A 20,285-nucleotide genomic window follows, 5' to 3' on the forward strand; every position below is an offset into this window, starting at 1 on the left:
ATAATCGACACACACAAGCCTCGGATCGGGAGAGACCAGATGAGCGCCGGCGACGTCATCGAGTTCGACGACCTGGCTGCCCCGCAGCTCACCGAGCTGCAGCGACAGATTCTGGAGCACACCGAGGCCCGGCGGGTCGACCTGGCGATCGAGCCCATGCTGTCCGAGGCGGTCGCCCGGGCCGGCGTGGATGATCTGGCCGACACCGACGGCTTCGCTGACCGGCTGCGCGCGCACGTGGCGGCCATCGACGCCGACGACGGCCTGACCCAGCTGACCCGAATGACGTTGCGCCAAAGGATCGTCCGGCTGCTGCGTAATCGCCTGTCACTGACCGATCTGATCGCGCGCTATCCCGAGATCGAATCGATCCCGATCGAGCGGCCGATCATCGTCGTCGGACTGCCGCGTTCGGGGACCACCCACCTGGTGAACCTGGTCGCCGCCGATCCCCGCCGGCGGGCGCTGCCGTATTGGGAGAGCCAGGACCCGATCCCGGCACTCGGCCAGGGGCCCGACATCTTCGGCGTCGATCCCCGCTACGCGCGGGCCAAGGCCGAACACGACGCCTTGATGGCCAGCACCCCGATCGTGGCCGCGATGCACGACCGATTCCCGGAGGCGATCGAGGAGGAGGTGGAGCTCCTCGACCTCGACCTGGCCAGTTACGTGCTGGAATGGCATGCCCGGGTGCCGGACTGGCGCGACTACTACCTGGGACTCGACCAGACCCGCCACTACGGCTACCTCAAGCGGGTGCTGCAGGCGCTGACGTTCCTGCGCGGCCCGCGGACCTGGGTGCTCAAGAGTCCTCAGCACTGCGAACAGCTCGGCCCGCTGATGGCGACGTTCCCGGATGCGACCGTCGCCTTCACCCATCGCGACCCGGTGGCGGTGATCGCGTCGGCGATCACGATGATGGCCTACTCCGACCGGATGCGCCGCACCGTCATCGATCCCGGCTGGCTGTTCGACTACTGGAGTGACCGCGTTGCGCGACTGCTGCAGGCCTGTGTGCGCGACCGGGAACTCGTGCCCGACGAACGCAGCCTCGACATCGGCTTTCACCAGCTGGGCGGCAACGAGATGACGGTGCTCGACGAGCTGTACACCCGGAGCGGCACCGAACTCACACCGAAGGTGCGCGCGCACTTTCAGAGCTACCTGGACACCAACCCCCGGGGCAGGCACGGCCGGCTGCGCTACGACCTTGCCCGCAACTTCGACGTCTCGCCCGACGACCTGCGCGACCGGTTCCGGTTCTACTTCGACAGGTTCGACGTCCGACCGGAGGATGCAGCATGACGGACGCCGAGCCGGTCTACCGCAGCAGACCAGGAGCCGACGCGATCCGCCCGGCGTCCGCCGACGCGGCCGAGCAGATCGCGCCGGGGCTGTGGTGCTCACCGGGCCTGTCGAACGCCTATCTGCTCACCACCGACGCGGGCCGGGTGATCGTCAACACCGGAATGGGTTTCGAAGGGCCGGTGCACCGCGCCAACTTCGACGCCGTCGACTCCTCGCCGGTGCGCTACATCATCATCACCCAGGGCCACGTCGATCATGTCGGCGGCATCGACAGCCTGCGCGATCCCGGCACCACCGTTGTTGCACAGTCGGATTGGACGAGGTGGCGCGACGACAACGATCGGCTCATCCCCTATCGGGCCAGCCGCAGCGCGTTCGCGTTCGCGGACACCCTGACGGCCGGGATCGGCGCGATTCAACAACGACTGGGCCGCACCCGGCTGCCCGGCCAAAGCGTGCCCGCCGTGGACCTGGACTTCCGGGACACGCTGCCACTCGAGGTGGGGCGACGGCGGCTGGAGCTGATCTCGGTGCCGGGCGGCGAGACCACCGACTCGCTGGTGGTGTGGCTGCCGGAGGAACGGATCTGCCTGTCCGGTAATACGTTCGGCGCCCTATTCGGGCACATCCCCAACCTCGTCACGATGCGCGGCGATCGCTACCGCGACGCCCTGACGGTCATCGAGTCGATCGAGCGGGTGCGTGAACTGCGGCCCGAGCTGCTGGTGACCGGCCACTTCGAGCCGATCACCGGGCGCGACCGCATCGATGCCGAACTGAGCCGGCTGCGGGACGCGGTCCGACACGTTCACGATCAGACCGTCGCGGGGATGAACGCCGGCAAGGACGTCTACACCCTGATGCGCGAGATCACCCTGCCCGACGAATACGAGGTCGGTCAGGGATACGGAAAAGTCAGCTGGGACGTGCGCGCCATCTGGGAGAACTACTCGGGCTGGTTTCATCATCGCTCGAGCACCGAGTTGTATCCGGTCGGATTCGACTCCGTCGCAGCCGATGTGGTGGACCTGGCCGGCGCCGACGCCCTGCTGGATAGCGCCCGCGCACATCTGGCGGCCGATCGTCCCGTGCAGGCCCTGCACCTTGCCGAGTTGGTCGGTCCGGACAACCCAGCGGCACGCGAGGTGCTCAAGCACGCTCACGAGCACCTGCTGTCCGCCAGTGTGAACTTCTGGGAATCCGCCTGGTTGCGCCAACAGATAGCGAGGTATTCATGACCACCGCCGACGATGCAGAACGCAGCGACGAGGTGGGGGCACCTCCCGCTTGCGGGGGAGAGGCGGTGCAACGATGACCGCCCGGATCAGTTTCGACTTCACCGGGACCGTTGCGTTGGTCACCGGCGGCACCAGCGGGATCGGCTACGCCACTGCGACGTTGCTGCGCGACGCCGGGGCGGATGTCACCGTCACCGGCACCCGGGCCGATCCGTCGGAATACGACACGGACCTGGCCGGCATGAGCTATCAGCGACTGCAGATAACCGACAACGACCAGGTGGATACGTTGGTGCAGCGTTTCACCCGCCTCGATGTGCTGATCAACAATGCGGGCGCGAATTTCCCGGGCGGGCTTGATGAGTCGAAGCCGGACGGGTTCGACGCGTCGGTGGCACTGAATCTGACGGGTCCCTATCGCTTGTCGATCGGCCTGCATTCCGCCCTGACGGCCTCGACCGCGACCGGCGGCGCCAGCGTGGTCAATCTGGCCTCGATGTCGGCGCTGCGCGCGGTTCCCCTGGTACCCGGGTACGGCGCCGCGAAAGCCGGTGTCATCTGTGTCACCCGAAATCTGGCCGTCAAATGGGCGGCCGACGGGATCCGGGTCAACGCGGTCGCCCCGGGCGCCATCGACACCCCGATGACGGCTCCCATGCAGTTCGCCCCGCAACTACTCGACGCCGAGGTGGCGCACATCCCGCTGGGACGATTCGGGTCCGTCGAGGAGATCGCGCACACGATCGCGTTCCTGTGCACCGAACACAGCAGCTACACCACCGGCGCGGTGTTCGTCGTCGACGGCGCGTCGGACTGTGTCTGAGCCGCCATGTTGCTGACCGTACTGCGCTTCAATTTCGCGTCCCCGCAAGGAGAGCCACGCACCCAGAGTCGGCTGTTGGCCGCGGCGCTGGAGCTGGCACAGTGGGGGGAATCGCGGGGCATCACCTCGGTGAGCATCGACGAGCACCACGTCACCGGGCATGGCTGGAGCCCCAACCCGATCATGGCGGCGGCCATGTTCCTGGCCCGAACCTCCACGCTGATCGCCAGCGTGGACTGTGCGCTGGGGCCGCTGTGGAATCCGGTGCGGCTGGCTGAAGACATCGCGCTGGTGGACAACCTGAGCCGGGGCCGGCTGCACACCACGGTCGGCCTGGGCTACCGCCGGAGTGAATATGAGGCCCTGGGAGTCGATTTCAGCCGGCGCGGGGAACTCATGGACCGCACCATCGAGAGCATGCTGTCGTCCTGGTCGGGAGATGCCTGCTCGGGTACCTGGACGCGGCCACACCCGCCGCTGTATGTCGGTGGCGGGTCCCGGCCCACCGCACGCCGGGCGGCGCGGTTCGGGCTGCCTTTGAGCCTGGCCGACCACCTGCCCGATATCGCCGCCTACTACCGCGAGCTGTGCGCTGCGGCCGGCATCCCGCCGCTGATCCTGATGCCCGCGGCGGGTCGGGGAATGGTTTTCCTGCACGAGGATCCGGAGCGCGCCTGGGCCGAGCTCGGCGACCACATCCTCTGGGAAGCGATCACCTATGGCGGGTGGTCGAGCGACCAACGCTCACTGATGCATCTGCCCGGGGTTCAGAGACTCTCTGAGGTACGGGCGTCGGGACGCTACCGGTTCGTGACACCCGAACAGCTGATTGCCGAGATCCGCGCCGATGATCACTACGGCCCGCTGGTGATGCACCCGCTGGTCGGCGCCATGCCGGTCGAGGAGGCCTGGAAGTCGGTGCAACTGCTCACCGATCAGGTACTGCCCGCGCTGGACTGATTGCCTCCGCCGGCGCAGTAGAACGTGTTCTTATTATGCCGATCGTACTGACATTTCCGCCGTTCATCGCCGCTGATATCGAACTAGAAGCTGTTACATTATAGCCGCTGAGTTCAACCGATCAGGGGATGGCACCTCATGTCTCACACATCATCGACACCGCGCACCGTGACCACCGATGTCGTCATCGTCGGGTTCGGCGCCGCCGGCACCAGCGCCGCGATCACCGCCCGCGAGCAGGGCGCGCAGGTCATCGCACTGGACCGGGCCAACGGCGGGGGTGCCACCGCGATCTCCGGCGGAATCTTCTACGCCGGCGGCGGGACGTCGGTGCAGCGTCAAGCCGGTATCCACGACACCCCCGAGCAGATGCTGGACTACCTTCGCCTGGAGGTCGGAGACGCCGTAAGCCCGTCGACCCTGGAGCGGTTCGTGCGGACCAGCTCGGAGACCGTCGACTGGCTGCAGGGGCATGGAGTGCCGTTCGACGCGTCGGTGTGTCCGTACAAGACGTCGTTTCCGAACAACCGGTACTACCTGTATCACTCCGGCAGCGAGAACGCCGGTGCGTTCCGCGCGAAGACACCACCGGTACAGCGCGGCCACCGGTTCAAGGGTCGTGGCACGTCGGGCAAGAAGCTCTACCGGCCGCTGGCCGCGGCGGCGCAGCGCCTCGGCGTGGACTTCCGTCCGCACACCCGCGTCACCCAGCTGCTCCACGATCCCACCGGCCGGGTGACCGGGGTGGAGGCGTTGAGCATGAGCGATGCGCCGCAACGCATCCGGCGCCGTTACACGGCGATGGCCGCGCTGTCATCCAAACCCGGCGTGTACTACCCGCCGTTGCGCAGTGCCATGGAGCGTCGGCTGAAGAAGCTGGAGCGCCGCTACGCACAGCCGATCCGGATCGTGGCGCGACGTGCGGTGATCATCTGCGCCGGCGGTTTCATCGCCAACCACGGGTGGCGGGAACGGTATGCACCGGAGTTCGTGCATGGCCTGCCGCTGGGCACCAGCGGCGACGACGGCAGCGGCATCGCGCTGGCCCAGAGCGCCGGCGCGGTCACCGACCACATGGACAATGTGTCGGTGTGGCGGTTCATCACGCCGCCCAGCGCATTCATCTCCTCGATCGTCGTCGACGAGCAGGGCCGACGGATCATCGACGAGAGCCGCTACGGTGCGGCCCTCGGGCGGGCGATGGTGAAGGAGCATGGCGGCAAGGCGTGGATGCTCGCCGACGCGAAACTGATGGCGGAGGCCAAAAGGCAGTTGGTCACCCAGCCGCTGTGGTTCCAGCAGGCGCAGGCCGCGATGCTGATGTTCGCCAGCTCGGCGCGGGGCGCCTCGCTGTCCGAGGCGGCCCGCAAGGCCGGCGTCGACGCCGACGGCCTTGCCACCACGGTGGCTGCGCACAACGACGCGATCGACGCCGGCGCAACGGATCCCGTCGGCAAGCCCGCCGACTTCTGTCGCCGCATCGACCAGGGGCCGTTCACCCTGATGAACATCTCGGTCCGGCCCAACGTGCTCTACCCGACCCCGATGCTCACCCTCGGCGGGGTCAAGGTGTGCGAGGACACCGGCGCCGTCCTCACCGCGGCAGGCGAACCGATTCCCGGCCTGTACAGCGCGGGCCGCACCGCCGTCGGCGTGTGCTCACAGTCCTATGTCAGCGGGCTCTCGATCGCCGACTGCGTGTTCGCCGGCCGGCGCGCCGGAACGGCCGCCGCCCAGCATCCGCCGCAGTAACCTCGGCGAACAGTCGCAAACATGCCCTAAATCAACCGTTTTGGAGCATCTTTGCGTCTGCTCGCCGCCGGGATCCGTCAACCGTATGCGTTAGTCTGACGTCATGGGGGCGAAGCGCCTGCTGTTCCGCGCAATGTATCGGCTCGGTTTGACGCCATGGGATGGCCATCCGCTGGCCCGCGGCCTGCGGAACCTGTTCGAGGGCAACGGTTCACTGCCGCTACCACCCGGGGCGGCTTTGGACATCGGGTGCGGTACCGGCGACAATGCCGTCTACCTCGCACAGCAGGGGTGGCAGGTCACGGGCGTGGACTTTACGCCCAGGGCACTGGAGCAGGCTCGGGTCAAGGCCACCGCCAACAACGTTGCGATCAACTACGTGCACGCCGATGTCACCCGACTCGGTGCAGCGGGCGTAGGCGGAGGCTTCACCCTGATCGTGGACAGCGGTTGTCTGCACGGCATGAACGGACATGACCGGGCAGCCTACGTCCGCGAGATCACCGCGGTGTCAGCACCGAATGCGCGGCTGCTGATCATCGGATTCGTCCCCGGCGGCTCGTATGGCGTGCGTGGAATCGACCAAGTCGAGATCGAACGCCGCTTCGCTTCGGAGTGGGAGTTGGTTTCCACCGGACACGAGCCCGACTATCGGCCCGCCAACGGTGATCACCCCATGCACCACTACCTGCTCGTGCGCCGGTCCTGAACGAATCAGCGCTTACAGGTATCGGTGGGCAGCAGTAGCACCATCGGCCACAGCAGGATCGCCCCGCCGACCGCCACCTCGTAGTCGCTGCCCTCCGGGATGTGCAACTGCTGCTGCAGTTGGGTTTGCACGCGCTGCACGACGTCGGGATGGAAGAAGGACCACGCCAGCCCCAGGGTGAGGTAGGGCACGGCCAGCCACAGCGCGATCTCGATGAGTGCCGCGACGCTGACCCGGTGGTTCAACACGCGCCGCAGCACGTCGAACCCTCGGGCGAGCAGGCGCAAAAGTGCCCCAAAGTAGCCGATTTGGGGCACTTTTGCGTCTTTTCGCGCTAGGAGGTGAGCGACTCCGGCGGGTTGAACCGGTCGCCGTACTTGGCGGCCAGCTCGCGGGCGCGCGCCACGAACCCGTCCTTGCCGCCCGGGTAGCCGACGATGTACTGCGCGGTGCCACCGGTCCACGGCGGGAAGCCGATGCCCATGATGGCGCCGATGTTGGCGTCGGCGGTCGACGTCAGCACGCCCTCGTCGAGGCACTTCTGGGTCTCCAGCGCCTCGGCGAACAGCATCCGGTCGATCATGTCCTGCAGCGGCTGCTCCGACGAGCCGGAGTTGAACGTCTCCCGCAGCCCGGGCCACAGCGCGGTCCGCTTGCCGTCGGAGTACTCGTAGAATCCCTTGCCGGACAACCGCGACGGGCGGCCCAGCTCGATCATCTTGTCCACCACGGCTTCGGCCGGGTGAGGCGTGTAGACGGCATCCACATCTTCTACCGCCTTACGTGTCGCGGCGGCGATCTTGGCCATCAGCTCCATGTTGAGCTCGTCGGACAGCTGCAGCGGCGGTGCCGGGTAGCCTGCCTGGCTGCCCGCCCGCTCGATGCTGGCCGGCTCGACGCCCTCACCGAGCATGGCGATCGCCTCGTTGATGAAGGTGCCGATGACGCGGGAGGTGTAGAAGCCGCGGCTGTCGTTGACCACGATCGGGGTCTTGCCGATCGCCAGCGTGTAGTCGAACACCCGGGCCAGGGCCTCATCGGAAGTCTTCTCGCCCCTGATGATCTCCACCAGCGGCATCTTGTCGACCGGCGAGAAGAAGTGGATCCCGACGAAGTCCTCCTGCCGCTTGACCCCGGTCGCCAGACCGGTGATCGGCAGGGTCGAGGTGTTCGACCCCAGCAGCGCGTCGGGCTCGACGACGTCCTCGATCTCCTGGAACACCTTGTGCTTGAGGTCCTGGTTCTCGAACACCGCCTCGATCACGAAGTCGACACCGGCCAGATCGGCGGGGTCGCCGGTCGGGGTGATCCGGTCCAGCAGCGCCTTGGAGCGCTCCTCGGTGGTCTTGCCCCGGGACAGCGCCTTGGCTTCCAGCTTCTCCGAGTAGCCCTTGCCCTTCTGCGCGGCCTCCGCCGACACGTCCTTGAGCACCACGTCGTAGCCGGCCTTGGCTGACACATAGGCGATTCCGGCGCCCATCATGCCGGCGCCGAGCACACCGATCTTCTTGATCGGGGTCTTGGCGATGCCCTCGGGACGGCTGCCGCCGCCGTTGATGTGCTGCAGGTCGAAGAAGAACGCCTGGATCATGTTCTTGGCGACGTGGCCGGTGACCAGCGAGGTGAAGTACCGGCTCTCGATGCGGCTGGCGGTGTCGAAGTCCACCTGCGCGCCCTCGACCGCCGCGGCCAGGATGGCCCGCGGCGCCGGCATCGGCGCACCCTTGAGCTGCTTGCGCAGCAAGGCCGGGAACGACGGCAGGATCGCCGCCAGCGCCGGGCTGCTGGGGCTGCCGCCGGGCATCTTGTAGCCCTTGGCATCCCACGGCTGGGTGTGCGAGTCCGGGTTGGCCTTAATCCAGGCCTTCGCGGCGGGCACCAGTTCCTCGACGGTGCCAAGTACCTCGTCGACCAGACCGATCTCCTTGGCCTTGCCCGGCTTGAACCGGGTGCCCTGGGACAGCACGCTCATGAACGCGTTCTGGATGCCCAGCATGCGCACCGTGCGGGTGACCCCGCCGCCGCCGGGCAGCAGGCCCAGGGTGACCTCGGGCAGACCGAGCACACTGCCCTTGACGTCGGCGGCGATGCGGTGATGACAGGCCAGCGCGATCTCCAGACCGCCACCGAGTGCGGCGCCGTTGATGGCGGCGACGACCGGCTTGCCCAACGTCTCCAGGGCACGCAGGTCTTTCTTGATGTACTCGACCTGGTCGAAGGCCTCACCGGCGTTCTCCGGACCCAGGTTGATCATCGCCTTGAGGTCGCCGCCGGCGAAGAAGGTCTTCTTCGCGCTGGTGATGACGACACCGGTGATCGAATCCTTCTCCGCGACAAGGCGTTCTACCGCCTTGTGCATGGACTCGCTGTAGTGCTCGTTCATCACGTTGGCCGACCCGGTCGGGTCGTCGAGGGTCAGCGTGACGATGCCGTCAGCGTCCTGGTCCCAGTTGATGGTGTTCTCTGCCATGACTTGTTCGCTTTCCTTCCGGGAGTCGAGGACTCGCGCTAGACCCGCTCGATGATGGTGGCCACGCCCATGCCGCCGCCGATGCACAGCGTGATCAGCGCGCGGCGGGCGCCGCGGCGCTCGAGTTCGTCGACCATGGTGCCGGTGATCATGGCGCCGGTCGCGCCCAGCGGGTGGCCCATCGCGATCGCGCCACCGTTGACGTTGAGCTTCTCGTCCGGGATGTTCAGGTCCTTCTGGAACTTCAGCACCACCGACGCGAACGCCTCGTTGAGCTCGAACAGGTCGATGTCGTCGACGGTGAGTCCGGCGCGATCCAGCACCTTGCGGGTGGCCGGGGTCGGCCCGGTGAGCATGATCGTCGCGTCGGTACCGCTGGTGGCGGTCGCGACGACGCGGGCCCGCGGCGTCAGCCCCTGCGAGGCGCCGGCCTTCTCGGTGCCGATCAGCAGCAGTGCGGCGCCGTCGACGATGCCGGAGCTGTTGCCGCCGGTGTGGACGTGGTTGATCTTCTCGACCCAGTGGTACTTCTGCAGCGCCACATCGTCGAAGCCACCCATCTCGCCGATGCCGTCGAACGCGGTCTTCAGCTTGCCCAGGCCTTCGGCGGTGGTGTCGGGGCGCATGTGCTCGTCGTGGTCGAGGATCAGCAGGCCGTTCTGGTCGCGCACCGGGATCACCGACTTGGCGAAGTAGCCGCCCGACCAGGCGGCGGCGGCCTTCTGCTGGCTGCGCAGCGCGTAGGCGTCGACGTCGTCGCGGGAGAACCCCTCGATGGTGGCGATCAGGTCGGCGCCGATGCCCTGGGGTGCGATGTAGTTGTCGTAGACAAAGGCGACGTCGGAGAACATCGCGCCGCCGTCGGAGCCCATCGGCACCCGGCTCATCGACTCGACCCCGCCGGCCAGCACCAGGTCGTCCCAGCCCGAGCGCACCTTCTGGGCGGCCATGTTGACGGCCTCCAGGCCGGAGGCGCAGAACCGGTTGAGCTGCACGCCGCCGGTGGTCTCCGGCATGCCGGCGGCCAGCACCGCGGTGCGGGCGATGTCGGCGCCCTGGTCACCGACCGGCCCGACCACGCCGAGGATGACGTCGCTGATCAGGGTTTCGTCCAGATCGGGAGATCGGCGACGCAGTTCCTCGATCAGGCCCACAACCAGATTGAGCGGCTGGACCTCGTTCAATGATCCGTTGCGCTGCTTGCCGCGCGGGGTGCGGATGGCCTCGTAGATGAAGGCTTCTTCGGACATGGCTCGTTCCTCTTCAGTATCGGCAGGCGGTCCCGTCAGATGGGAGAGTAATCCCCTGGCGACCACCCTAACAGTGCACCCGGCCAACCTGTTGGTTGGGACGGCGATGGCAGGCCCGAATCGCCCCACGCCCGCCGAGCGTGAAGCTGGCTTCACGCTGGACACGTTCTAGGCTCGACGGCTATGACCGTGTCGCGACTGCGGCCCTATGCCACCACGGTGTTCGCCGAGATGTCGGCGCTGTCCGCCCGCATCGGAGCGGTCAACCTCGGGCAGGGCTTTCCCGATGAGGACGGGCCGCCGGCGATGCTGGCCGCGGCCCGCGACGCCATCGCCGACGGCGTCAACCAGTACCCGCCGGGACCCGGGATACCGGCGTTGCGCCAGGCGGTGGCCGCCCAGCGCCGCCGCCATTACGGCATCGACTACGACCCGGATACCGAGGTGCTGATCACCGTCGGCGCCACCGAGGCGATCGCCGCGGCCGTGCTCGGCCTGGTCGAGCCCGGCTCCGAGGTGCTGTTGATCGAGCCGTTCTACGACTCGTATTCCCCGGTGGTGGCGATGGCGGGTGCCCGGCGGGTCGCGGTGCCGTTGGTGCCAGACGGCGCCGGGTTCGCCCTCGACGCCGATGCGCTACGCCGCGCGGTGTCCCCGCGGACGCGGGCGCTGATCGTCAACTCACCGCACAACCCGACCGGCATGGTGCTCACCGATGCCGAACTCGCGTCGATCGCGCACATCGCTGTCGAGGCCGACCTGCTGGTGATCACCGACGAGGTCTACGAACAGTTGGTGTACCCCGATCACGGTCATCACCACCGGCCGCTGGCGAGCTACCCCGGGATGGCCGAGCGGACCGTCACCATCTCCAGTGCCGCCAAGATGTTCAACTGCACCGGCTGGAAGATCGGCTGGGCGTGCGGGCCCGCCGAGCTGATCGCCGGGGTGCGGGCGGCCAAGCAGTATCTGAGCTACGTCGGCGGCGCCCCGTTCCAACCGGCGGTGGCGTTGGCGCTGGATACCCAGGACGCCTGGGTGGCCGGGCTGCGCACGTCGTTGCAGGCACGCCGCGACCGGCTGTCGGCAGCACTGCGGGAGATCGGGTTCGGGGTGCACGACAGTTTCGGCACCTATTTCGTCTGCGCCGACCCGCGGCCGCTCGGCTACCCGGACAGCGCGGAGTTCTGCGCGCAGCTGCCGCACCGGGTCGGCGTCGCCGCCATCCCGATGTCGGCGTTCTGCGACCCGAAGGCCCCGCACGCCGAGCTGTGGAATCACCTGGTGCGGTTCACCTTCTGCAAGCGCGACGACACCCTTGAGGAAGCGATCCGTCGGTTGGGCGCACTACGGTGACCGGCTAGTGCGGCTGATCGGAGTCCGAGTCGTCTGCGCTGTCTGAGGCGCCCATGACCGCCTCGCGCAGACCGTTGGTCGCCGACTCCAGCACGATCATGCTGGCCCGCTTGACGATGAACTCCGGGATGGGACCCGCCGGTTCGACGGTGATGTCGAAGCGCACCCGGGTCTTGTCGACACCCTCGGGTTTGAGGTTGTACTCGACGTGCTGCCCGCGCTGCTGGAAGGTCGCCTGGGCGTCCCAGCACATCCAGTCCGGGCCCCAGTGGTATTCCAGGATCTCGTTGTCGACCAGGCCGAGCACCTTGATGGTGGCCTTCACATGATGCGGGCGGCCGTCGGCGTAACTGTCCAACACTTCGATCCGCTTGTGCACCGAAGACCACGACGCCAACGCGCTGACGTCGGCCAGCTTGTCCAGGATGGTGGCCATCGGTGCGTCGATGACGATCTCCCGCGATACCCGTACCGCCATTACGACCCCATCCGCTCGGCGCCCAGCGCGGCCATGACGCGCCGCCGCAACCCCTCCGTCGCTGACGTGAGCACCTTCTTGCGTCCTCGCTCCAGCAGGAACGCCGGCAGCGGCGCCGAGGGTTCCAGCGTGATGGAGAACCGGACCCGGGTGGTGTCGACCCCCTCGGGTCGCAGCGTGTACTCGGCGTGCTGTCCGTGCTGGTGGAAGGTCTTGTCGGCGTCCCAGCACACCCAGTCCGGGCCCCAGTGGTACTCCAGCATCTCCTGATCCACCAGGCCGAGCACCTTGACCGTCACCTTCACGTGGTGCGGCCGGCCGTCCGGATAGCGGTCGACGATCTCGGCACGCCGGTGCACCGAGGACCATGACGGCGCAGTGGGGATATCGGCGAGCGCGTCCAGAATCGCTTCCGGCGGCGCGTCGATGACAATCTCCCGCGATGCCCGTATAGCCACTGCCTACCAGGCTAATGACCCAGACAGGTTTCGCCACGCATATTCGCGGTTCCCGCCCGGTGTTGCGAACCGACCCGGTGCGCGGGCCTCAGCCCTTCACCTTGAGCACCTGTTTGCGCAGGCCGTCGGTGGCGGTTTCCATGCCGCCCTTCATCGTCCGCTTCAGCAGGAAACCCGGGATGGGCACCGACGGGTCGATGGCCATGTCGAAGCGGACCTTCGTCTTGTCACCCTGCGGGGTCAGGGTGTACTTCGCATCCTGGGCCTTCAACTGCCCCGCGGACTCCAACGTCCAGCTCACGCTGTCCGCGGTCCAGCTGTACACGACGATTTGCTCGTCGGTGAGCCCGGCAGCCTTGATCTTCATCTTCACCCGCCGCGGCCTGCCGTCGTCGTGGGTGTCGAGTATCTCGGCGCTCTGGTACTGCGGCGACCAGCTGGGGGTGTTCTCGACGTCGGCGATGACGTCGATGATGTCCTCCGGGCTCGCTTCGATGACCACTTCGCGGGAATCCTTGGTTGCCATGGCTGGCACCCTAGCCAGGCGGGGTCCGGCCCGCAGGTATTTGCGCTGCGCCACGCTGACAAACGCCGTAGCGTCGGGATCGTGCCTGCCACCCCCGCGGCCGCGTACACCGTCGGCGACTACCTGCTGGACCGCCTCGCCGAACTGGGCGTCACCGAAATCTTCGGCGTCCCCGGCGACTACAACCTGGAGTTCCTCGACCACGTCATCGACCATCCGCGGCTGCGGTGGGTCGGTGCGGCCAACGAACTCAACGCCGGCTACGCCGCCGACGGCTACGGTCGGCTGCGCGGCATGGCAGCGCTGGTCACCACGTTCGGGGTGGGCGAGTTGTCGGCGGCCAACGCGATCGCCGGCGCCTACGCCGAGTACGTTCCGGTGGTTCACATCGTCGGCGGTCCGGCCAAGGACGCTCAAGCCGCGCGGCAGCCGTTGCACCACTCGCTCGGCGACGGCGAGTTCGAGGCCTTCTTCCGCATGAGTCGTGAAATCACCTGCACACAAAGCAATCTCACACCCGCGACGGCCACACGGGAGATCGACCGGGTCCTCACGGAGGTGCGTGAGTTCAGGCGGCCCGGCTACCTGCTGATGGCCACCGATGTGGCGCGCTTCCCCGCCGAACCGCCCGAGGCCCCGCTGCCCCGCCACGCCGGCGGCACCAGCCCGCGGGCGCTGGCGCTGTTCACCGCCGCCGCAACCGAACTCATCGCCGACCATCAGCTGACCGTGCTCGCCGACTTCCTGGTCCACCGGTTGGAAGCAGTCGCCGAACTGGAAGCCCTGCTGGCCGCTGACGTGGTACCGCACGCCACGCTGATGTGGGGCAAGAGCCTGGTCGACGAGAGCTCTCCCAACTTCCTGGGCATCTACGCCGGTGCGGCCAGCGCCGACCCGGTGCGACGGGCCATCGAACAGGCACCGGTGCTGGTGACGGCCGGGGTGATGTTCACCGACATGGTCAGCGGGTTCTTCAGCCAACACATCGACGCGGCCCGCACCATCGACGTCGGCGTCAACCAGAGCACGGTGGCCGGACAGGTTTTCGCGCCGCTGGATCTCGACGCGGCGCTGCGGGCACTGACCGGAATCCTGGTCCGGCGTGAAGTCACCTCTGTCGCGGTCGCCTCCGGTGCCGCGGAGGCGCCGCCCGCGGCGCCGGACCGGGATGCTCCCCTGACCCAGGAGATGCTGTGGAACAGGTTGGCCGACGCGTTGACGCCGGGCAATATCGTGCTGGCCGACCAGGGCACCGCGTTCTACGGCATGGCGGACCATCGCCTGCCGCGTGGCGTGACGTTCATCGGCCAACCCCTGTGGGCGTCGATCGGGTACACGTTGCCCGCCGCGTTCGGGGCCGGGCTGGCGCACCCGGACCGCCGCCCGGTACTGCTGATCGGCGACGGCGCGGCGCAATTGACCGTGCAGGAGCTGGGGTCGTTCTCCCGCGAGGGGCTGGCGCCGGTGATCGTGGTGGTGAACAACGACGGATACACCGTGGAACGCGCCATCCACGGGCCGACGGCCTACTACAACGACATCGTGGCCTGGAAGTGGCGCGACATCCCGGTCGCGCTGGGGGTGCGCGGCCATTTGATGTTCCGGGCGCAGACCTACGGCGAACTCGACGACGCGTTCACCGCCGCCGCCCAGCATCCCGACCGGATGGTGCTGGTGGAAGCCGTCGTGCCGCGGATGGATGTCCCGGTGCTGCTGCGTGAACTGGCCGGATCGATGGCGCCACCCACCCCTGGGCACTGACGCTGCGGCTACCAGACACCGCTCGGGCCCTTTGTCTGGTGCACGCAGGATCAACGCGACGCGTCCGCACCGGTCTGTCCCCGCAGCGAGAATGCCGTTATCATTGGGATGCACTACCAGCCCGCAACACCTCCTGAATGATCCAGAACATCCATGGTGACCTGCGATAACGTCGTTTCCATTTCGATTGATCTTGACCATCCAGAAGGCATCGTGCTAAGCAGGTGCTCAGCATCGGCCGGTCACACCTACGCGTTGGGAGACGTGTCATGAGCGACTTCGACACCATCGACTTCTTCACCGATCCCTCGCTGGTGCCCGATCCTCACCCCTACTTCGACCACCTGCGCGCCAAGAACCCGGTATTGCGGTTGCCGCACTACGGCGTCGTCGCGGTCACCGGATACGAGGAGGCGGCCGCGGTCTACCGGGACCCCGAGACCTTCTCCAACTGCGTTGCGCTGGGCGGGCCGTTCCCGCCGCTGCCGTTCGAACCCGACGGCGACGACATCAGCGCCCAGATCGACGCCCACCGCACCTCGTTCCCGATGTTCGAGCACATGGTCACCATGGACCCGCCGGAGCACACCCAGGCCCGTTCGCTGCTGAGCCGGCTACTGACCCCGGCCCGGCTCAAGGAGAACGAGGAGTTCATGTGGCGGCTGGCCGACCAGCAGCTCGACGAGTTCCTTGCCAACGGCGCATGCGAGTTCATCGCCGAGTACTCCAAGCCGTTCGCGACGTTGGTGATCGCCGACCTGCTCGGTGTGCCGGCCGAAGACCACACACAGTTCCGCAGTGTGCTCGGCGCCGACCGCCCGGGTGCGCGGGTCGGTGCCCTCGACCACGAGACCGTCGGCATCAATCCGCTGGAGTGGCTCGACGAGCGTTTCTGCTCCTACATCGAGGACCGGCGCAGCACCCCTCGCGACGACGTGCTGACCGCGTTGGCGACCGCCAAGTACCCCGACGGGGCCACCCCGGAGGTCATCGACGTGGTGCGCTCGGCGACGTTCCTGTTCGCCGCCGGCCAGGAGACCACCGCCAAGCTGCTCTCCGCCGCCCTGCAGGCGCTCGGCGACCGGCCCGATATCCAGCAGGCGCTGCGCGACGACCGCAGCCTGATCCCCGCGTTCATCGAGGAATCGCTGCGGATGGAGAGCCCGGTCAAAAGCGACTCCCGGCTGGTCCGCAAGTCCACCACCCTGGGTGACCTCGAGCTGGCGGCGGGCACCGTGGTGATGGTGCTGCCGGGGGCGGTCAACCGGGATCCGCGCCGATTCGACAACCCGCACGAGTTCCAGCTCGACCGCAAGAACGTTCGCGAGCACATCGCGTTCGCCCGCGGCGTGCACTCCTGCCCGGGCGCGCCGTTGGCCCGGGTCGAGGGCAAGGTCAGCCTCAACCGGATGCTGGACCGGATGGCCGACATCCGTATCAACGAGGACAAGCACGGTCCGGCCGACAACCGCGCCTACAGCTTTGAGCCGACCTATATCCTGCGCGGGCTGACCGAGCTGCACCTGAAATACACCCCGGTCGGCTAGCACGACCCATCTCCGGCGAGCAGTCGCAAATGTGCCCAATTCGGGCCTCAATAGGGCACATTTGCGACTGCTCGCGCCGGTTGGCGGCTACACCAGCGCGCGTTGAGGCTGCCCGGTGTATTGGCTGAGCGGCCGGATCAAGGCGTTGGATGCCGCCTGCTCGATGATGTGCGCCGTCCACCCGGTGATCCGGCTCATCACGAAGATCGGTGTGAAGCTGGCGATGTCGAAACCCATCAGGTAGTAGGCCGGCCCGGTCGGGAAGTCCAGGTTGGGTTGGATCTTGGTCGCCGCGAACATGTCCTGCTCCAGCCGGCGGTAGATGTCCAGCCAGCGGCGCCCGTCGCGGTTGGCCGCGACACGCTCGAACGCCGCCTTCATGGTGGGTACCCGCGAATCCCCGTTGCGGTACACCCGATGCCCGAAGCCCATCACCTTCTCGTTGCGGGACAGCTTGCCGTGCAGCCATTCCGGGACACGATCCGCGGCGCCGATCTCGAGCATGTCGTGCATCACCGACTCGTTGGCGCCGCCGTGCAGTGACCCCTTGAGCGCACCGATCGCGGCGGTCACCGCGCTGTAGATGTCCGAACGGGTGGACGTGACGACACGGGCGGCGAAGGTCGACGCATTGAAGCTGTGCTCGGCGTAGAGCACCATCGACTGCTCGAAGGCCACCACGATCTCCGGCTCGGGCAGCCCACCGAAACACATCGTCAGGAAGTTCTGGGCGTAGCCCAGGTGACTGTGCGGGGCGATCGGGTCCAGGCCGCGGCGGCGGCGCATGTCGGCGGCCACGATCGTCGGCAGCACCGCGAACATACGAAGCGCCTTGGCGTAGTTCGCCGACACCGAGCTGTCATCCTCGTCGGGATCTTCGGCGCCCAGATAGCTGATCGCGGTGCGCACCACATCCATCGGGTGGCACGTGTCGGGCAGCTTGGCCAGCAACGACAGCAGGGAGCGGTTGAGCCGCCGAGACGCGCGCTCCCGCTGGTTGAACAGCGCCAGTTGGTGATCGGTGGGCAGCTCGCCATGCCACAACAGGTAGGCGACCTGTTCAAAGCTGCAGTGCGCGGCCAGATCCTGGACCGGGTAGCCGCGGTAGGTCAGGGTGTTGGTTTCCGGCACCACCTTGGAGATCGAGGTGGTGTCCACGATGACCCCGGCCAGACCCTTGTGAACACGTCCATCCATGGCGGCGGTCATCAGCGCACTCCCTGTAACCCGAAGTTGTAGACGTCGGTGTCGAATTGCCCGTAATCGGCGTAGCGGAGCAGCTCGTAGAGTCTGCTGCGGTGCTGCATCCGGCCCAGCAATCCGGATTGCGTTCCGGTGTCCGCGATTTCGCGGAGGCCGGCCTCGACGGCGTACATCGCCAGCCGCAACGTCGTCACCGGGTAGATCACCGCGTTGTAGCCGATATCGGCCAGCTGGGCGCGGGTGAGCAGGTCGGATTTGCCGAACTCGGTCATGTTGGCCAGCAGCGGGGTGTCGAGCGCCGCGCGGAACCGTTCGAATTGAGCCGGGGTGCCCAGCGCTTCGGTGAAGATCAGGTCGGCTCCGGCGTCGGCGTAGGCCTTGGCCCGATCGATCGCGGCGGACATCCCCTCGCTGCCGACGGCATCGGTGCGCGCGCAGATGATGAAGTTCGGATCACGCCGCGCCGACACGGCCGCACGCAGCCGCTTGACCATGTCCGCGGCCGCAACCACAGCCTTGCCGTCGAGATGCCCGCAGCGTTTCGGGTTGACCTGATCTTCCAGATGCAGTCCGGACAGCCCCGCGTCTTCGAGCAGCGTCACCGTGCGGGCTGCGCTCATCGGCTCGCCGAAACCGGTGTCGGCGTCGATCAGTGTCGGCAGATCGGTGACGGCGGCGATCTGCCGGCCCCGGGCACACACTTCGGTCAGCGTCGTCAGGCCGATGTCGGGCAGGCCCAGATCGGCCGACAGCGCCGCGCCGGAGACGTAAACGCCGTCGAATCCGAGCTCGGCGATCAGCTTGGCCACCAGCGGCGAGAAGGCGCCCGGGAGGCGTTGTAGCCGACCGGATTCCAGCCCGGCGCGGAAGCAGCGACGTTTCTCCGACGCCGGCGTCGTCGCACCAAAAAGACCGGTGCTCATCGGAATATCCCGGCCGGAACGCTGGGCGCCTGGTCCAGCACACGGGTGTCGACGCGGAGGTTCAGCGCATCCAGGCCGCCGGGTTTGAGATCGGCGACGCCGTCGACGGCTGCCAGGAACCGCTGCTGTTCCCCGGCTTGCACCACACCGTCGGCGAGTTCGGCGAACTTGGCGATGTACTGCGGGCGTTCGAATGGGCGCGCTCCCAACGGGTGTGCGTCGGCCACCGCGAGCTCGTCGACGATCGTGTCGCCGCTGCGCAACGTGACGACGGCTTTGGCGCCGAATGCCTTCTCGGCGGGATCATTCGAGTGGTAACGCCGGGTCCATTCCGGATCCTCGACGGTGGAGATCTTGCGCCACAGCGCGACGGTATCGGGCCGGTGGGCACGCTCGGGCGCATAGGACCGTTCGTGATGCCAACCACCGTCCTGCAGGGCGACCGCGAAGATGTACATGACCGAGTGGTCCAGCGTTTCGCGGGACGCATCGGGATCGAACTTCTGCGGGTCGTTTGAGCCGGTACCGATCACCACGTGGGTGTGATGGCTGGTGTGCAGCACAATCGAGGCGATCTCATCGAGGTCGCCGATGCGTTCCCGCAGCCGCCGGGCCAGGTCGATGGGGGCCTGGCTCTGGTATTCGGCGGAGTGCTCCTTGGTGTAGCTGTCCAGGATGGCGCGTTTGGGCTCACCTGGTTCGGGAAGCGGAACCTGGTAGCTGCGCTCCGGCCCGCCGAGTAGCCAGGCGATGACACCGTCCTCGCCCTCCCAGATCGGCGCGGGCGATCCCTCGCCGCGCATCGCCCGGTCGACGGCCTCGATGGCCACCTTGCCGGCCCATGCCGGGGCGAAGGCCTTCCAGCTGGAGATGCGGCCCTTGCGGGATTGGCGGGTGGCGGTGGTCAGGTGCAGCGCCTGGCCGATCGCGTCGTAGATGGTTTCCGGATCCAATCGCAGCATGGCGCCCAGTCCGGCGGCGACCGACGGGCCCAGATGGGCGACGTGATCGATCTTGTACTCGTGCAGGCAGATTCCCCTGACCAGATCGATCTGCACTTCGTAGGCGGTGGCGATGCCGCGGATCAGATCCGACCCGCGCACGCCTAGTTGCTGTGCGACGGCCACCAACGCCGGGATGTTGTCGCCCGGGTGGGAGTACTCGGCGGACAAGAAGGTGTCGTGGAAGTCCAGTTCACGCACGGCCACACCGTTGGCCCAGGCGGCCCATTCCGCCGACACCGTGCCGGCCACGCCGAATACCGCCGCGCCGTGCCGGTTCGGGTGCGCCAGGGCCTGCGCCCGCGCGACGGTGACCGGCCGGCGGGTCACCGCGGCCGCCGACACCGCGGCGTTGTCGATGATGCGGTTGATCACCATCGCCTCGGTCTCCGCGGGGACCGCCACCGGGTCCGCGGCGACCTGCGCGATCCTGTAGGCCAAGTGCTCGGTAGGCGGGAAATCGTCGGCGCTGCGTCGTGTCCTGACGTCGTAGTTACGCATAATCCGCAGGCTACTCAGTCC

At 67.5% G+C, this 20,285-nt stretch carries 18 protein-coding genes; 9 read left to right on the forward strand and 9 right to left on the reverse strand.

Annotated features, from left to right (window positions below):
- The first annotated feature begins 39 nt into the window (after positions 1 to 39).
- The 6 genes from AC5Y36_RS00670 to AC5Y36_RS00695 all read left to right on the forward strand — a co-directional run bounded on the left by AC5Y36_RS00670 (position 40) and on the right by AC5Y36_RS00695 (position 6,790).
- The gene (locus AC5Y36_RS00670; protein ID WP_500038937.1) at positions 40 to 1,305 is read left to right on the forward strand and encodes a sulfotransferase family protein; all 1,266 of its coding nucleotides are present in this window, start codon (positions 40 to 42) and stop codon (positions 1,303 to 1,305) included.
- Positions 1,302 to 2,546: an MBL fold metallo-hydrolase gene (locus tag AC5Y36_RS00675; protein WP_500038938.1), complete on the forward strand. Its 1,245-nt coding sequence runs from the start codon at positions 1,302 to 1,304 to the stop codon at positions 2,544 to 2,546. Before AC5Y36_RS00670 ends, AC5Y36_RS00675 begins: the two co-directional genes overlap by 4 nt.
- 73 nt (positions 2,547 to 2,619) lie before the next feature.
- Positions 2,620 to 3,369 carry an SDR family NAD(P)-dependent oxidoreductase gene (locus tag AC5Y36_RS00680; protein WP_500038939.1) on the forward strand — a complete coding sequence of 250 codons (750 nt, stop codon included), beginning with the start codon at positions 2,620 to 2,622 and terminating at the stop codon, positions 3,367 to 3,369.
- A 6-nt stretch (positions 3,370 to 3,375) separates the two neighbouring features.
- Positions 3,376 to 4,329 (forward strand): LLM class flavin-dependent oxidoreductase, encoded by a 954-nt coding sequence (locus AC5Y36_RS00685; RefSeq protein ID WP_500038940.1) that lies wholly within the window; start codon positions 3,376 to 3,378, stop codon positions 4,327 to 4,329.
- Positions 4,330 to 4,467: 138 nt separating this feature from the next.
- Positions 4,468 to 6,081 (forward strand): FAD-binding protein, encoded by a 1,614-nt coding sequence (locus AC5Y36_RS00690; RefSeq protein ID WP_500038941.1) that lies wholly within the window; start codon positions 4,468 to 4,470, stop codon positions 6,079 to 6,081.
- A 103-nt stretch (positions 6,082 to 6,184) separates the two neighbouring features.
- Positions 6,185 to 6,790: a class I SAM-dependent methyltransferase gene (locus AC5Y36_RS00695; RefSeq protein WP_500038942.1), complete on the forward strand. Its 606-nt coding sequence runs from the start codon at positions 6,185 to 6,187 to the stop codon at positions 6,788 to 6,790.
- Between the two features lie 5 nt (positions 6,791 to 6,795).
- On the opposite strand, the gene AC5Y36_RS00700 is transcribed toward AC5Y36_RS00695, so the two are convergent.
- The 3 genes from AC5Y36_RS00700 to AC5Y36_RS00710 all read right to left on the reverse strand — a co-directional run bounded on the left by AC5Y36_RS00700 (position 6,796) and on the right by AC5Y36_RS00710 (position 10,510).
- Positions 6,796 to 7,050, reverse strand: coding sequence for a hypothetical protein (locus AC5Y36_RS00700; protein ID WP_500038943.1), 255 nt, complete (start codon positions 7,048 to 7,050; stop codon positions 6,796 to 6,798).
- A 74-nt stretch (positions 7,051 to 7,124) separates the two neighbouring features.
- Positions 7,125 to 9,260 (reverse strand): 3-hydroxyacyl-CoA dehydrogenase NAD-binding domain-containing protein, encoded by a 2,136-nt coding sequence (locus AC5Y36_RS00705; RefSeq protein ID WP_500038944.1) that lies wholly within the window; start codon positions 9,258 to 9,260, stop codon positions 7,125 to 7,127.
- Positions 9,261 to 9,298: 38 nt separating this feature from the next.
- The gene (locus AC5Y36_RS00710) at positions 9,299 to 10,510 is read right to left on the reverse strand and encodes an acetyl-CoA C-acetyltransferase (protein ID WP_500038945.1); all 1,212 of its coding nucleotides are present in this window, start codon (positions 10,508 to 10,510) and stop codon (positions 9,299 to 9,301) included.
- Between the two features lie 183 nt (positions 10,511 to 10,693).
- On the opposite strand from AC5Y36_RS00710, the gene AC5Y36_RS00715 reads away from it, so the two are divergent.
- Positions 10,694 to 11,866, forward strand: a complete 1,173-nt coding sequence (locus tag AC5Y36_RS00715; protein WP_500038946.1) for a pyridoxal phosphate-dependent aminotransferase — start codon at positions 10,694 to 10,696, stop codon at positions 11,864 to 11,866.
- 4 nt (positions 11,867 to 11,870) lie between these two features.
- Here AC5Y36_RS00715 and AC5Y36_RS00720 read toward each other — a convergent pair whose 3' ends face one another.
- The 3 genes from AC5Y36_RS00720 to AC5Y36_RS00730 form a co-directional block, all read right to left on the reverse strand.
- A complete protein-coding gene (locus tag AC5Y36_RS00720; RefSeq protein WP_500038947.1) occupies positions 11,871 to 12,344 on the reverse strand; it encodes an SRPBCC family protein in 474 nt (157 codons plus the stop codon).
- Positions 12,344 to 12,802, reverse strand: a complete 459-nt coding sequence (locus tag AC5Y36_RS00725; RefSeq protein WP_500038948.1) for an SRPBCC family protein — start codon at positions 12,800 to 12,802, stop codon at positions 12,344 to 12,346. The genes AC5Y36_RS00720 and AC5Y36_RS00725 overlap by 1 nt, the downstream gene beginning before the upstream one ends.
- Positions 12,803 to 12,890: 88 nt before the next feature.
- A complete protein-coding gene (locus AC5Y36_RS00730; RefSeq protein ID WP_500038949.1) occupies positions 12,891 to 13,328 on the reverse strand; it encodes an SRPBCC family protein in 438 nt (145 codons plus the stop codon).
- Positions 13,329 to 13,409: 81 nt separating this feature from the next.
- Here AC5Y36_RS00730 and AC5Y36_RS00735 point away from each other — a divergent pair, with 81 nt between their 5' ends.
- The gene (locus AC5Y36_RS00735; RefSeq protein ID WP_500038950.1) at positions 13,410 to 15,089 is read left to right on the forward strand and encodes an alpha-keto acid decarboxylase family protein; all 1,680 of its coding nucleotides are present in this window, start codon (positions 13,410 to 13,412) and stop codon (positions 15,087 to 15,089) included.
- Positions 15,090 to 15,358: 269 nt separating this feature from the next.
- Entirely contained in the window at positions 15,359 to 16,636 is a 1,278-nt protein-coding gene (locus AC5Y36_RS00740; protein WP_500038951.1) for a cytochrome P450, read from the forward strand.
- 87 nt (positions 16,637 to 16,723) lie between these two features.
- Here AC5Y36_RS00740 and AC5Y36_RS00745 read toward each other — a convergent pair whose 3' ends face one another.
- From AC5Y36_RS00745 to prpD, 3 genes are read right to left on the reverse strand one after another with little or no spacing between them, the layout of a single operon-like run.
- The gene (locus AC5Y36_RS00745; RefSeq protein WP_500038952.1) at positions 16,724 to 17,845 is read right to left on the reverse strand and encodes a bifunctional 2-methylcitrate synthase/citrate synthase; all 1,122 of its coding nucleotides are present in this window, start codon (positions 17,843 to 17,845) and stop codon (positions 16,724 to 16,726) included.
- Entirely contained in the window at positions 17,845 to 18,762 is a 918-nt protein-coding gene (prpB, locus tag AC5Y36_RS00750; RefSeq protein WP_500038953.1) for a methylisocitrate lyase, read from the reverse strand. Before prpB ends, AC5Y36_RS00745 begins: the two co-directional genes overlap by 1 nt.
- The gene (gene prpD / locus AC5Y36_RS00755) at positions 18,759 to 20,264 is read right to left on the reverse strand and encodes a 2-methylcitrate dehydratase PrpD (RefSeq protein ID WP_500038954.1); all 1,506 of its coding nucleotides are present in this window, start codon (positions 20,262 to 20,264) and stop codon (positions 18,759 to 18,761) included. Before prpD ends, prpB begins: the two co-directional genes overlap by 4 nt.
- Positions 20,265 to 20,285 lie beyond the last annotated feature (21 nt).

The sequence above is a fragment of the Mycobacterium sp. NGS50 genome (assembly GCF_059812545.1).